Source organism: Pseudomonas inefficax, assembly GCF_032164165.1.
Classification (GTDB): domain Bacteria; phylum Pseudomonadota; class Gammaproteobacteria; order Pseudomonadales; family Pseudomonadaceae; genus Aquipseudomonas; species Aquipseudomonas inefficax.
In genome coordinates, this window is the sequence record NZ_CP134401.1 from 160,922 (window position 1) to 174,431 (window position 13,510).

A 13,510-nucleotide genomic window follows, 5' to 3' on the forward strand; every position below is an offset into this window, starting at 1 on the left:
ATCCTGGGGCTGCTCCGCAGCCCTTTCGCGACACAAGGCCGCTCCTACAAAAAGTCCGCGTTGCCCATCCTAGGGGTTTGTCATGCTCGATCAATTGTCCTTGCTGTCCTTCGCCAGTGGAGGTTGGGGCCAGGCGCTGCTGGCCGGCGCGCTGGTAACCGTTTCCCTGGCCCTGGCCTGCCTGCCCATCGGCCTGCCGCTGGGCCTGGTGGTCGCCCTTGCAGCACGCTCGCGCAAGCGCTTGCCGCGGGCCTGGGCCACCACCTTCTCTACCGTGTTCCGTGGCCTGCCCGAACTGCTGACACTGCTGATCATCTATTACGGCTGCCAGATCGCTGCGCAGAAGATTCTCGCGGCCATGGGCTACCAGGGTGAGTTCCTGATCAATACCTTCCTCGCCGCGATGATCGCCTTCAGCCTGGTGTTCGCCGCATTCTCCAGCGAGATCTGGCTGGCAGCCTTCAAGACCCTGCCCAAGGGCCAGCTGGAAGCCTGCTCGGCGCTGGGCCTGAGCAAGCGCACCGGCTTCTTCAAGGTGTTGCTGCCACAACTGACCCGCATCGCCTTGCCCGGCCTGTCCAACAACTGGCTGTCGCTGCTCAAGGACACCTCGCTGGTATCCACCATCTCGCTGGTCGACCTGATGCGCCAGACCAACCTGGCGGTCAGCGTGACCAAGGAGCCGATGTTCTTCTATGGCATCGCCTGCCTGGGCTACCTGCTGTTCGCCGCCATTTCCGGGCGTGTGTTCGCCTTCATCGAACGGCGCAGCAACCGCCACCTGCAAGGAGCACGCGCATGAGCTTCGAACAACTGCTGGCGGTGGTCCTCGACCCCGACCTGCTCGACCGCTACGGCCCGCGCTTCCTCGATGGCCTGCTGGTAACCGCCAAGCTGGTGGCGATTTCCTTCAGCCTGGGTGCCGTGCTCGGCCTGTTGCTGGCCCTGGCGCGCATGTCGCGCAGCCTGCTGCTGCAGCGCATGGCCGCCGGCTATGTGTACTTCTTCCGCGGCTCGCCGCTGCTGGCCCAGCTGTTCCTGCTGTATTACGGCCTGGGCTCGCTCAAGGGCTTCTGGCAGGACGTCGGCCTGTGGTGGTTCTTCCGCGAGGCGTGGTTCTGCACCTTGCTGGCGTTCACCCTGAACACCGCCGCCTACCAGGCCGAGATCTTCCGCGGCAGCCTGATGGCCGTCGCCCCCGGGCAACATGAGGCGGCACGGGCGCTGAACCTGAAGCGCTCGACCACTTTCTTCAAGGTGATCCTGCCGCAGTCGCTGCTGGTGGCCATCGGCCCGCTGGGCAACGAACTGATCCTGATGATCAAGGCCAGCGCGATCGCCTCGCTGGTGACCATCTACGACCTGATGGGCGTAACCAAACTGGCCTTCTCGCGCAGTTTCGACTTCCAGATCTACCTGTGGGCCGCCGTGCTCTACCTGCTGATCGTCGAACTGGTGCGGCGCCTGCTGAAACACCTGGAAGCCCGCCTGGGCCGCCACCTGAACTGACCGAAGGATACGTTCCATGCATTGCCAGACCCTTGTCCTCGGCGCCGGCATCGTCGGCGTCAGCACCGCGCTGCACCTGCAGGCCCGCGGGCGGCAGGTGATCCTGATCGACCGCGACGAGCCGGGCTGCGGCACCAGCCACGGCAACGCCGGGCTGATCGAGCGCTCCAGCGTCATCCCCTATGCCTTCCCCCGGCAACTGGGCGCACTGCTGCGCTACGGCCTGAACCGCCAACCCGATGTGCGCTACAGCCTGCTGCACTTGCCCAAGGCCGCACCCTGGCTGTGGCGCTACTGGCGCCAGTCGGCCCCCGGGCGCCTGGCCGGGGCCGCCGCCGACATGCTGCCGCTGGTGCAGCGCTGCGTAGAGGAGCACGACGCATTCATCGCTGCTGCCGGCCTGGAAGGGCTGGTGCAGGCCAAAGGCTGGATCGAAGTGTTCCGTGACCCGGTGCTGTTCGAGCAGGCCAAGGCCGACGCCAAGGGCCTGAGCCGTTATGGCCTGCAGTTCGAAATCCTCGAATGCGGGCAGTTGCAGGCCCGCGAGCACCAGCTGGACGCCAGCGTGGTCGGCGGCATCCACTGGCTCGACCCCAAGACCGTGAACAACCCCGGCGCCCTCACCCGCGGCTACGCCACCCTGTTCACGCAGCGCGGCGGGCAGTTCCTGCATGGCGATGCGCGCAGCCTGCGCCAGGTCGACGGCCAATGGCGGGTGGACAGCCGCCGCGGCCCGATTACCGCCAACGAGGTGGTGGCCTGCCTCGGCCCGCAATCGGCCGACCTGTTCAGCGGCCTGGGCTACCAGATCCCGCTGGCGATCAAGCGTGGTTACCACATGCACTACAGCACCCGTGACGGCGCGCAACTGGAGCATTCCATCTGTGACACCCAGGGCGGCTACGTGCTGGCGCCAATGGCCCGCGGCGTGCGCCTGACCACCGGCATCGAGTTCGACGCCAGCAGCGCGCCTGGCAACCAGATCCAGCTGGGCCGCTGCGAAGCCCTGGCGCGCAAGCTGTTCCCGGCCCTGGGCGAGCGCCTGGACGACACCCCCTGGCTGGGCCGCCGCCCGTGCCTGCCCGACATGCGCCCGGTGATTGGCCCGGCGCCGCGCCACCCGGGGCTGTGGTTCAACTTCGGCCACGCCCACCACGGCCTTACCCTGGGCCCGGTCAGCGGCCGGCTGGTGGCCGAGCTGGTCACCGGCGAACGCCCCTTCACCGACCCCGCGCCTTACAGCGCGACCCGTTTCGACTGAACCCCTGCGGGAGAACAACAAGATGACCGCACCACTGAGCCTTGCCACCCTTGCCCCCGAACCCGACCTGCGCCCGGTGCTGATCCGCATTGAGGGCCTGAACAAGCACTACGGCGCGTTCCACGTGCTGCGCAACATCGACCTGCAAGTGCGTGAAGGCGAACGCATCGTACTGTGCGGGCCGTCCGGCTCCGGCAAGTCGACCCTGATCCGTTGCATCAACCGCCTGGAAGTTGCCCAGCAGGGCAGCATCAAGGTGGATGGCATCGACCTGGCGGCCACCAGCCGCGAAGCAGCGCAGGTGCGCAGCGACATCGGCATGGTGTTCCAGCACTTCAACCTGTTCCCGCACATGAGCGTGCTCGACAACTGCCTGCTGGCCCCCACCAGCGTGCGCGGGCTGTCGCGCAAGGACGCCGAGGAGCGGGCGCGCATGTACCTGAGCAAGGTCGGCATCGAAAGCCAGGCGCACAAGTACCCCAGCCAGCTGTCTGGCGGTCAGCAGCAGCGCGTGGCGATTGCCCGGGCGCTGTGCATGAAGCCGCGCATCATGCTGTTCGACGAGCCCACCTCGGCGCTTGACCCGGAGATGGTTGCCGAAGTGCTGGATGTGCTGGTGCAACTGGCCGGCACCGGCATGACCATGCTTTGCGTCACCCATGAAATGGGCTTTGCCCGCCAGGTGGCCGAGCGGGTGTTGTTCCTCGAGGGCGGGCAGATCATCGAAGACAGCCCGCCACAGGTATTCTTCAACCAGCCGCGTACCGAGCGGGCCAAGGGGTTCCTGGCGCAGATACTGCACTGAGACCTGTTCCGACCTCTTCGCGGGTAAACCCGCTCCCACAGGTTCATCATTGGTCCTGAAGGCCAAGGTAATCCTGTGGGAGCGGGTTTACCCGCGAAGAGGCCGGAACAGGCAACACCATCATTGCACCGCTGCAAAGACCCAACTGCATCGTTAAATATTATTGACCTTACCTCCCGCCAAACCCACGCCACCACAGGCCCGCATCGGTTTCAGCCCCCAAAAACCGGCGCATTCCCTGCCATCAAGCCCTGCTCCGTCGTTTGACATATCGAACGGCTCTGGCAAGCTATCTACAAGCCCCGACCGGAATCGTCGCCTCCGACGAGCCGGCAGTGCTCGGGGCTACAGGTCGCACCCATGGCCCCGCGCCGTGCACCTGCACAACAACGACAGGCCGAACCTGTCCCAAGGTGACATATGTCCAACAGCAACATTGGCAACAAGCAACCCTCCCTGCGCAAACCCGTCGTCCTGATGACCATGGGCAGCCAAGAGCGAAAAGGCCATGACTACCAGGTCATGACCCACAAATACATCACCCCGCTGGTCGAGTTCTCCGATTGCGTCCCGGTGCTGGTGCCCACCTGCTGCGGCATCGAGGACCTCGAGACCTATCTGGACATGGCCGACGGCGTGTACCTGACCGGCGCCGGCAGCAACATCGACCCGGCCCTGTACGGCCAGGAGAACGAAACCCCCGGCAAAGGCCAGGACCAGAACCGCGACCTGTTCGACATTCCGCTGGTCAAGGCCGCGATCAAGCGTGGCCTGCCGATTTTCGGCATCTGCCGCGGCATGCAGGAAATCAACGTGGCCCTGGGTGGCGACATCTACCAGAAGGTGTACGCCGAGCCTGGCTTCAATGACCACCGGGAAAACCCGGAAGACCCGGTCGAGGTGCAATACGCCCAGGTACACGGCGTGAAGATCAAGCCGGACAGCTGGCTGCGTGACACCCTGGGTACCGACGAGATTCGCGTCAACTCGCTGCATGGCCAGGGGCTGCACAAGCTCGGTGCCGGTATCGAGGCCATCGCCCATGCCGAAGACGGCCTGGTCGAGGCGATCCATGCCCCGAGCATTTCGCCGTTCCTGTTCGCCGTGCAGTGGCACCCGGAGTGGCAAGCGGCGAAGAACCCGGACTCGATCAAGATCTTCCAGGCTTTCGGTGATGCTTGCCGAGCCCAGGTACGCAAGGCGCAAATCAAGCGCCAGCACGCTGCCTGACCCTAGCTTTCCTCTGCTTTGATCGCGGGGCGGCGCAAGGCCGCCCCCGTTTTCCCGGTCACCCTCTGCTGGTCCCAGAACACTTCCCGTGGAAACGGGCGGCGGGCTTGTGCCTGTCTCCGCGATCTTTTTTCTTCCCCGCCTAGAGATACGATGACTGATCGCAGCTGGTCTGCCATCTGGGTATCGGGCATCTCTTGTTGTTCCTTGTGCCGGCCTCTTCGCGGGTAAACCCGCTCCCACAGGAATCTCCGCATCTTTAAGCGCGCCACGGTACCTGTGGGAGCGGTTTTACCCGCGAAGAGGCCGGCACAGGCCACAATACTCCTTCTGCCCCCCTCCACAAAAAAATCTCCCCAAGGGACTAGTCATCGTACAAGTTGTACGATAACTTACCTCCAACGCATAACAACACCCTTCACCCAAGCGCCACAGGATGCCAACAACAATGACTCCACAAGAACTCAAATCCATCCTCTCCCACGGCCTGCTGTCTTTCCCGGTCACCGACTTCAACGCCCAGGGCGACTTCAACCCCGCTGGCTACGCCAAGCGCCTGGAATGGCTGGCCCCTTACGGCGCCAGCGCCCTGTTCGCCGCCGGCGGCACCGGTGAGTTCTTCTCCCTGGCCGCCAGCGAATACAGCCAGGTGATCAAGACCGCCGTCGACACCTGCGCCAAGTCGGTCCCCATCCTCGCCGGCGTCGGCGGCTCCACTCGCCAGGCCATCGAATACGCGCAAGAAGCCGAGCGCCTGGGTGCCAAAGGCCTGCTGCTGCTGCCGCACTACCTGACCGAAGCCAGCCAGGAAGGCGTCGCCGCCCATGTCGAAGCGGTATGCAAATCAGTGAACATCGGCGTAGTCGTCTACAACCGCAACGTCTGCCGCCTGAACGCCGACCTGCTGGAAAAACTGGCCGAGCGCTGCCCGAACCTGATCGGCTACAAGGACGGCCTGGGTGATATCGAGCTGATGGTGTCGATCCGTCGCCGCCTGGGCGACCGCTTCAGCTACCTGGGTGGCCTGCCGACCGCCGAGGTGTATGCTGCTGCCTACAAGGCCCTGGGCGTGCCGGTGTACTCCTCCGCCGTGTTCAACTTCGTGCCGAAGACCGCCATGGACTTCTACAACGCCATCGCCCGTGACGACCACGCCACCGTGGCCAAGCTGATCGACGACTTCTTCCTGCCGTACCTGGACATCCGCAACCGCAAGGCCGGCTACGCCGTGAGCATCGTCAAGGCCGGCGCCAGGATCGCCGGTCACGACGCTGGCCCGGTGCGGACTCCGCTTACCGACCTCACCGCCGAAGAGTACGAACAACTCGCCGCGCTGATGGACAAGATGGGCCCGCAGTAAGCGCCGCCCGCGGCCTGCCAGATGCCGCGCCCGGAGTGGGCCAGCCCCACTCCGGTTACAATTCGTGAGCCCGCACAAAAATAAATAGTGGGAGTACTCCAGCATGCAAGCGACGAAGAAGACGCATGTGCGCTACCTGATCCTGTTCATGCTGTTCCTGGTGACCACGATCAACTACGCTGACCGCGCCACCATTGCAATCGCGGGCTCCAGCCTGCAGAAAGACCTCGGCATCGATGCCGTGACCCTCGGCTACATCTTCTCCGCCTTCGGATGGGCCTACGTGGCTGGCCAGATTCCTGGTGGCTGGCTGCTCGACCGCTTCGGTTCCAAGAACGTCTACGCCTTCAGCATCTTCACCTGGTCGCTGTTCACCCTGCTGCAGGGCTTTGTCGGTGGCCTGCCGGTTGCCTGGGCGGTGGTGACCCTGTTCACCCTGCGCTTCCTGGTCGGTTTTGCCGAAGCCCCGTCATTCCCGGGCAATGCGCGCATCGTCGCGGCCTGGTTCCCGACCCAGGAACGCGGCACCGCCTCGGCCATTTTCAACTCGGCGCAGTACTTCGCCACCGCACTGTTCGCACCGATCATGGGCTGGATCGTGTTCAGCTTCGGCTGGGAGCATGTGTTCGTGGTCATGGGCGCGCTGGGCATCGTGTTCTCCATGGTATGGCTGAAGACCATCTACAACCCGCGCCAACACCCACGCATCAGCCCAGGCGAACTCGAGCACATCGAGCAGAACGGTGGCCTGGTGGACATGGACCAGAAGCGCGGCAACGACGGCCCGAAATGGGGCTACATCAAGCAACTGCTGACCAGCCGCATGCTGCTGGGCGTGTACCTGGGCCAGTACTGCATCAACGCCATCACCTACTTCTTCCTCACCTGGTTCCCGGTGTACCTGGTGCAAGAGCGCGGCATGACCATCCTCAAGGCTGGTTTCATCGCCTCGCTGCCGGCGGTCTGCGGCTTCATCGGTGGCGTGCTGGGCGGGGTGATCTCCGACTGGCTGTTGCGCCGCGGCAACTCGCTGACCTTCTCGCGCAAACTGCCGATCGTCTGCGGCCTGCTGCTGTCGACCACCATGGTGTTCTGCAACTACGTCGACGCTGAGTGGATGGTGGTCGGCTTCATGACCCTGGCGTTCTTCGGCAAAGGCATCGGTGCACTGGGCTGGGCGGTGGTCGCCGACACCTCGCCGAAGCAGATCGCCGGGCTGTCGGGCGGGCTGTTCAACACCTTCGGCAACATCGCCTCGATCACCACGCCGATCGTCATCGGCTACATCATCAGCGCCACGGGTTCGTTCAAGTGGGCCCTGGTGTATGTCGGCGCCAACGCCCTGGTAGCGGTGTTCAGCTACCTGGTGATTGTTGGCCCGATCAAGCGCATCGAGCTGCGTGAAAGCCCAAAGCCTGACGCCGAGCCCGCGGCCGGCAGCAAACTGGCCGGCTCGCACCACTGAGTGAACACGCCCGCGTCGGCCACCCCCGCCGCGGGCGGATGTACAAAAGCCTGAGAAACCTGACAAGTAGGGCCCGAACATGCAGTTGATCGAACATTCCGACTCGCCCCGCTACGTCCGCCTGCACGATGACGACAATGTCGTGGTGGTGGTCAACGATGGCGGCCTGGGCGAAGGCGCCCGCTTCACCGACGGCCTGACCCTGGTCGAGGGCGTGCCACAGAGCCACAAGGTGGCCACCGTGGCCATCGCCAAGGGCCAACCGGTGCGCCGCTACGGGCAGATCATCGGTTACGCGCTGGAAGACCTGCGCCAGGGCAGCTGGGTGCAGGAAAGCCAGCTGGCCATGCCGGCCGCGCCGGAGCTGGACAGCCTGCCACGCTGCGACGCCGTCCCGCAGCCGCTGCCGCCGCTCGAAGGCTTCACCTTCGAAGGCTACCGCAACGCCGACGGCACCGTCGGCACCCGCAACATCCTCGGCATCACCACCACCGTGCAGTGCGTGGCCGGCGTGCTGGAGCATGCGGTCAAGCGAATTCGCAGCGAGTTGCTGCCCAAGTACCCCAATGTCGATGACGTGGTGGCCATCACCCACAGCTATGGCTGCGGCGTGGCGATCAATGCGCGCGATGCCTACATCCCGATCCGCACGGTGCGCAACCTGGCGCGCAACCCCAACCTGGGCGGCGAAGCCCTGGTTATCAGCCTGGGCTGCGAAAAGCTGCAGGCCAGCCAGGTGATGCATGACAACGACCCGTCAGTGGACCTCAGCGACCCGTGGCTGTACCGCCTGCAGGACGCCAGCCTGGGCTTTGTGGAAATGATCGAACAGATCATGGAACTGGCCGAAACCCGCCTGAAGAAACTCGACCAGCGCCGCCGCGAAAGCGTGCCGGCCAGCGAACTGATCCTGGGTATGCAGTGCGGCGGCAGCGATGCCTTCTCGGGCATCACCGCCAACCCGGCGCTGGGCTATGCCGCCGACCTGCTGGTACGCGCCGGCGCCACCGTGCTGTTCTCTGAAGTGACCGAAGTGCGCGACGCCATCTACATGCTCACCTCGCGGGCGGAAAACCAGCAGGTCGCAGACGCCCTGGTACGCGAAATGGACTGGTACGACCGCTACCTGCAGCAAGGCGCCGCCGACCGCAGTGCCAACACCACGCCGGGCAACAAGAAGGGCGGCCTGTCGAATATCGTCGAGAAGTCTCTGGGCTCGATCGTCAAGTCCGGTAGCGGCGCTATCCAGGGCGTGCTCGGCCCGGGTGAACGGGTCAACCGCAAAGGCCTGATCTTCTGCGCCACCCCGGCCAGCGACTTTGTCTGCGGCACCCTGCAACTGGCTGCCGGCATGAACCTGCATGTGTTCACCACCGGTCGCGGCACCCCGTACGGCCTGGCCATGGCGCCAGTGGTCAAGGTTTGCACCCGCAGCGAGCTGGCCCAGCGCTGGCCCGACCTGATCGACATCGACGCCGGGCGCATCGCCAGCGGCCGCTCGACCATCGAGGAGCTGGGCTGGGAACTGTTCCACTACTACCTGGACGTTGCCAGCGGTCGCAAGCAGACCTGGGCCGAACAGCATCGCTTGCACAACGACATAACCCTGTTCAACCCGGCACCGATTACCTGATGCCAACGGCTTGCCCAATTCAACAGTGCAACGCGGCCCCTGTGGGAGCGGGTTCACCCGCGAACACCGGCAAAGCCGGTGCCATACACCGAGTTGCCTGCTTCGCGGGTGAACCCGCTCCCACAGGGACCGAGCAAACGCCTCAAACACGTTCTCTTCCTTCACTACTCTCTAGAGGAGCACCCCATGCCTGAAATCCTCGGCCACAACTTCATCGCCGGCCAGCGCAGCGCCGCTGGCTCACAGCGCCTGCAGAGCCTGGACGCCAGCACCGGCGAGGCCCTGCCCTACAGCTTCGCCCAGGCCACCGAAAGCGAGGTGGACCAGGCCGCCAAGGCCGCCGCCGCCGCCTTCGCCGAATTCCGCCAGCTGGCCCCGGCGCGGCGCGCCGAATTCCTCGACGCCATTGCCGCCGAGATAGACGAACTGGACGACGCCTTCGTCGCCATCGTCTGCCGTGAAACCGCCCTACCCCCTGCCCGTATCCAGGGCGAGCGCGGTCGCACCAGCGGCCAGATGCGCTTGTTCGCCCAGGTGCTGCGCCGTGGTGACTTCCTCGGTGCTCGCATCGACCTGGCCCTGCCCGAGCGCCAGCCCCTGCCGCGCGTGGATCTGCGCCAGATGCGCATCGGCGTCGGCCCGGTGGCCGTGTTCGGCGCCAGCAATTTCCCGTTGGCCTTCTCCACCGCCGGTGGCGATACCGCTGCGGCCCTGGCTGCCGGTTGCCCAGTGGTGTTCAAGGCCCACAGCGGCCACATGGCCACCGCCGACCTGGTCGGTTGTGCCATCCAGCGCGCCGCCGAGCGCACCGGCATGCCCAAGGGCGTGTTCAACATGGTGTTCGGTGGCGGCGTCGGCGAGTGGCTGGTCAAGCACCCGGCTATCCAGGCCGTCGGTTTCACCGGCTCGCTGAAAGGCGGTGACGCCCTGTGCCGCATGGCCGCCGAGCGCCCGCAGCCGATCCCGGTATTCGCCGAGATGTCCAGCATCAACCCGGTGATCATCCTGCCGGGCGCCCTGGCCAAGCGTGGCGAAGCCATCGCCCGTGAGCTGGCCGGTTCGGTGTGCCTGGGCGCGGGCCAGTTTTGCACCAACCCGGGCCTGGTGATCGGCCTGCAGTCGCCGCAGTACAGCCAACTGCTGACCGAACTTGGCCAGCACCTGGGCCAGCAGGCCGGCCAGACCATGCTCAATGCCGGTGGCCTGCGCAGCTACGTCGGAGGCCTGGAGCACCTGCACGCCCATGCCGGTATCGAGCACCTGGCCGGCCAAGCGCAGGCAGGCAGCCAGGCGCGCGCCCAGCTGTTCAAGGCCGATGCCCGCCTGTTGGTGGAATCTGACCCGCTGCTGCAGGAAGAAGTGTTCGGCCCGACCACCGTTGCCGTGGAAGTGCAGGACAACGACCAGTTGCGCGCCGCCCTGCTCGGCCTGCGCGGCCAGCTGACCGCGACCCTGATCGGCGAGCCGGAAGACCTGCAGACCTTCGCCTGGCTGGTACCGCTGCTGGAAGAGAAAGTCGGGCGGATCCTGGTCAATGGCTATCCGACCGGTGTCGAGGTGTGTGATGCGATGGTGCACGGCGGGCCTTACCCGGCCACATCGGATGCGCGCGGTACATCGGTCGGTACCCTGGCCATCGACCGCTTCCTGCGCCCGGTGTGCTACCAGAACTACCCGCAGGCGCTGTTGCCCGAGGCATTGCGCGACGGTAACCCGCTGGGGCTGCGCCGGCTGGTGAATGGGCAGTGGAGTGACGGGGCGATCTGATCGCCCGTTGAAACCAGAAAGCCCCGCGCATGGCGGGGCTTTTCTTTTGGCTGTGGCTCCACAGGGCTCAAGCTCGGTGATCCCTGTGGGAGCGGGCGCGCCCGCGAAGAGGCCGGTACAGGCGACGAAAGCCTCAGGCCCCCTGCGCCTCGGCCTCTTCATGCGCCTGGCGCAAGCGCTCCCGGCTATTGCTCAGGTGCATGCGCATGGCCATCTTCGCCCCTTCGCCATCACGCCGGGCGATGGCTTCATAGATCGCCTCGTGCTCGTGCATCAGCCGGCTCATGTAGTGCGCCTGGTCATCATGGGCCAGCCGCGCCGAGTTCAACCGGGTACGCGGGATGATGCTGGTGCCCAGGTGGTTGAGGATGTCGGCGAAGTAGTGGTTGCCGCTGGCCTGGGCAATGCGCAGGTGGAACTGGAAATCCGCCGACACCGCATCCGTGGCGTGGGCAGCCCCTTCGTTGAGTTCGTCCAGCGCCGCACGCATGCCGGCCAGCTCTTCATCGCTGCGCCGCTGCGCCGCCAGGCCCGCCGATTCGATCTCCAGGGCAATGCGTAATTCCAGCACCGCCAATACTTCGCGCAGGGTGACCACGGTCGCCGGGTCGATGCGGAAACCACCCGCAGCCGGTGCGTCCAGCACGAAAGTGCCAATGCCGTGGCGGGTCTCGACCTGCCCGGCGGCCTGCAGCCGCGAGATCGCTTCACGCACCACCGTGCGGCTGACTCCCTCTTCGGCCATGATCTGCGATTCGGTCGGCAGCTTGTCGCCGCGCTTGAGCTGGCCGCTGCGAATGCGCTCGGTCAGCACCGTGACCAGTTCCTGGGCCAGACTGCGCGGCTTGCGCCGGGTCTTTGCCTGTACCTGCTGCTCTGTCATTGCCCTGTATTTCACCTTGAAAGACAGCGCTCATCATAGCGCAAGCAGTTGTACGATCACATACTCGCAGTGCGGTATTTATTCTCTCGGCTTGCATGCCACCAGTCGATGGTCAGCGACCATGATCTGACGGCAAATTGCTGGCCCCCAGTGCCTGCTTGTGAAGGCAAACTTCGTTTTCCTTCAGATGCTTAGGACAGCAACATGCGAGTACTTCTAGCAACGATGGCCGGCTGCCTGCTGGCCACGCTCGCTTTCGGCGCCCAGGCACGGGCGCTGAGCCAGAACGATCGCCACACCTGCGGCTGGGGTGCGCAGATAGCCGCCGAGGCCCAGCAGGCCAAGCTTTCCGGGGTAACCCTGTATGCCACGCGCAAGAAGCTGCAGGCACGCAAATTCCCCAAACCGTGGATGCGCATGACCGCCTTCGGCATTACCGAACAGACCTACAACAGCCGTTCGCGGATCAAGCCGGCAGCGATCAAGCAGACCTATTACGAGCAGTGCGTGCAGCATGCTGTAGCAAGACGATAACGATTGCCCGCGTACCCTGTGGGAGCGGCTTTAGCCGCGAAGAATCCAACGTGGTGCATGGCACCGGCTACGCCGGTGTTCGCGGCTAAAGCCGCTGCCACAGGGTCCCTGCCAATTCAATTAGTTATGTGCAATTCTATCGCCGCCAGGGTGCACCGGCCTCGAAGCGTGCCTCCATCCATGCCTTGAAAGCCGTCAGGGCAGCACTGTTGAGGCGCGCGGTCGGCCGTACCAGGTAAATGCCTGCCGCCACATCCAGCTGCCATTGCGGCAGCACCCGCACCAAGCGCCCGGCGGCGAGGTCCTCGCCCATCAGCCAGTCCCCTCCCGCCAGGATGCCAACGCCACGTCGCGCCGCCTCCAGCAGCGCTTCGTTGTCATTGCTGCGCAGGCTGCCGGCAACCTTGACACTCACCTGCTGCCCGCCACTCATCAGTCGCCATTCGGGAAAGCTTCGCAAACCACTGAAACCCAAACAGTCATGCCCGGCAAGGTCCTCCGGATGCACAGGTGCGCCATGCCGGGCCAGGTATTCGGGCGACGCACACAGGATGCGCCGATGATCGCACAGTTTTCTGGCCACCAGGCGGTTGTCGGCCAGCTCGCCAATACGGATGGCGGCGTCGAAACCCTCGCCGATCAGGTCAACGAAACGATCGGCATACTCGGCCTCCACCATCACCTGCGGGTGGGCCAGCACGAAATCAGCCAGCACTGCGCTCAACCAGCGCCGCCCCATGGCTGCCGGCAGCGCCAGGCGCAGGCGCCCGCGTACCGCCACCGCCCCCTCGGCAGCTTCCTGTTCGGCCTCTGCTATCAGTCGGTTGGCCTCGCGCACCTTGGCCACCAGCCGCTCGCCTTCATCGGTGAAACGCAACTGCCGCGTACTGCGCTCCACCAGGCGAATGCCAAGGCGCATCTCCAGTGCACTCAGGCGCTTGGACAGCACCGTGGGATGGCGCTCCAACTGGCGCCCGGCAGCGGCAAACGAGCCCTGTTCGTGCAGCGCCAGCAAGGTGGCAAGTTCATCGGCGCGGCGGCTGTCGAAGGCATCCATGGCAAG

12 protein-coding genes are annotated in these 13,510 nt (G+C 65.1%); 10 read left to right on the forward strand and 2 right to left on the reverse strand.

The window, feature by feature from the left end; genetic code table 11:
• Nucleotides 1-82 precede the first annotated feature (82 nt).
• The 9 genes from RIN61_RS00695 (at nt 83) to RIN61_RS00735 (ending at nt 11,030) form a co-directional block, all read left to right on the forward strand.
• Nucleotides 83-802 (forward strand): ABC transporter permease, encoded by a 720-nt coding sequence (locus RIN61_RS00695; RefSeq protein WP_313855277.1) that lies wholly within the window; start codon nt 83-85, stop codon nt 800-802.
• On the forward strand, nt 799-1,509 hold the full coding sequence (locus tag RIN61_RS00700) for an ABC transporter permease (protein WP_215521262.1): 711 nt from the start codon (nt 799-801) through the stop codon (nt 1,507-1,509). Before RIN61_RS00695 ends, RIN61_RS00700 begins: the two co-directional genes overlap by 4 nt.
• A 16-nt stretch (nt 1,510-1,525) precedes the next feature.
• Complete coding sequence (locus RIN61_RS00705) at nt 1,526-2,770, forward strand: NAD(P)/FAD-dependent oxidoreductase (protein ID WP_112252590.1); 1,245 nt, start codon at nt 1,526-1,528, stop codon at nt 2,768-2,770.
• A gap of 22 nt (nt 2,771-2,792) precedes the next feature.
• Nucleotides 2,793-3,575, forward strand: a complete 783-nt coding sequence (locus RIN61_RS00710; protein WP_286675479.1) for an amino acid ABC transporter ATP-binding protein — start codon at nt 2,793-2,795, stop codon at nt 3,573-3,575.
• A gap of 420 nt (nt 3,576-3,995) precedes the next feature.
• A complete protein-coding gene (locus RIN61_RS00715; protein WP_015270696.1) occupies nt 3,996-4,805 on the forward strand; it encodes a gamma-glutamyl-gamma-aminobutyrate hydrolase family protein in 810 nt (269 codons plus the stop codon).
• A 448-nt stretch (nt 4,806-5,253) separates the two neighbouring features.
• Nucleotides 5,254-6,165, forward strand: coding sequence for a 5-dehydro-4-deoxyglucarate dehydratase (gene kdgD / locus RIN61_RS00720; RefSeq protein WP_112252593.1), 912 nt, complete (start codon nt 5,254-5,256; stop codon nt 6,163-6,165).
• A 103-nt stretch (nt 6,166-6,268) separates the two neighbouring features.
• Entirely contained in the window at nt 6,269-7,630 is a 1,362-nt protein-coding gene (locus RIN61_RS00725; protein WP_112252594.1) for an MFS transporter, read from the forward strand.
• A gap of 79 nt (nt 7,631-7,709) precedes the next feature.
• Complete coding sequence (gene garD, locus RIN61_RS00730) at nt 7,710-9,263, forward strand: galactarate dehydratase (RefSeq protein WP_112252595.1); 1,554 nt, start codon at nt 7,710-7,712, stop codon at nt 9,261-9,263.
• A gap of 186 nt (nt 9,264-9,449) precedes the next feature.
• Nucleotides 9,450-11,030, forward strand: coding sequence for an aldehyde dehydrogenase (NADP(+)) (locus tag RIN61_RS00735; protein ID WP_112252596.1), 1,581 nt, complete (start codon nt 9,450-9,452; stop codon nt 11,028-11,030).
• 133 nt (nt 11,031-11,163) lie between these two features.
• Here RIN61_RS00735 and RIN61_RS00740 read toward each other — a convergent pair whose 3' ends face one another.
• A complete protein-coding gene (locus RIN61_RS00740; RefSeq protein WP_112252597.1) occupies nt 11,164-11,913 on the reverse strand; it encodes a FadR/GntR family transcriptional regulator in 750 nt (249 codons plus the stop codon).
• 204 nt (nt 11,914-12,117) lie between these two features.
• Here RIN61_RS00740 and RIN61_RS00745 point away from each other — a divergent pair, with 204 nt between their 5' ends.
• Nucleotides 12,118-12,447 carry a hypothetical protein gene (locus RIN61_RS00745; protein ID WP_112252598.1) on the forward strand — a complete coding sequence of 110 codons (330 nt, stop codon included), beginning with the start codon at nt 12,118-12,120 and terminating at the stop codon, nt 12,445-12,447.
• Between the two features lie 136 nt (nt 12,448-12,583).
• Here the strand turns inward: RIN61_RS00745 and RIN61_RS00750 are convergent, their stop codons facing one another.
• On the reverse strand, nt 12,584-13,504 hold the full coding sequence (locus RIN61_RS00750; RefSeq protein ID WP_112252599.1) for a LysR family transcriptional regulator: 921 nt from the start codon (nt 13,502-13,504) through the stop codon (nt 12,584-12,586).
• Nucleotides 13,505-13,510 lie beyond the last annotated feature (6 nt).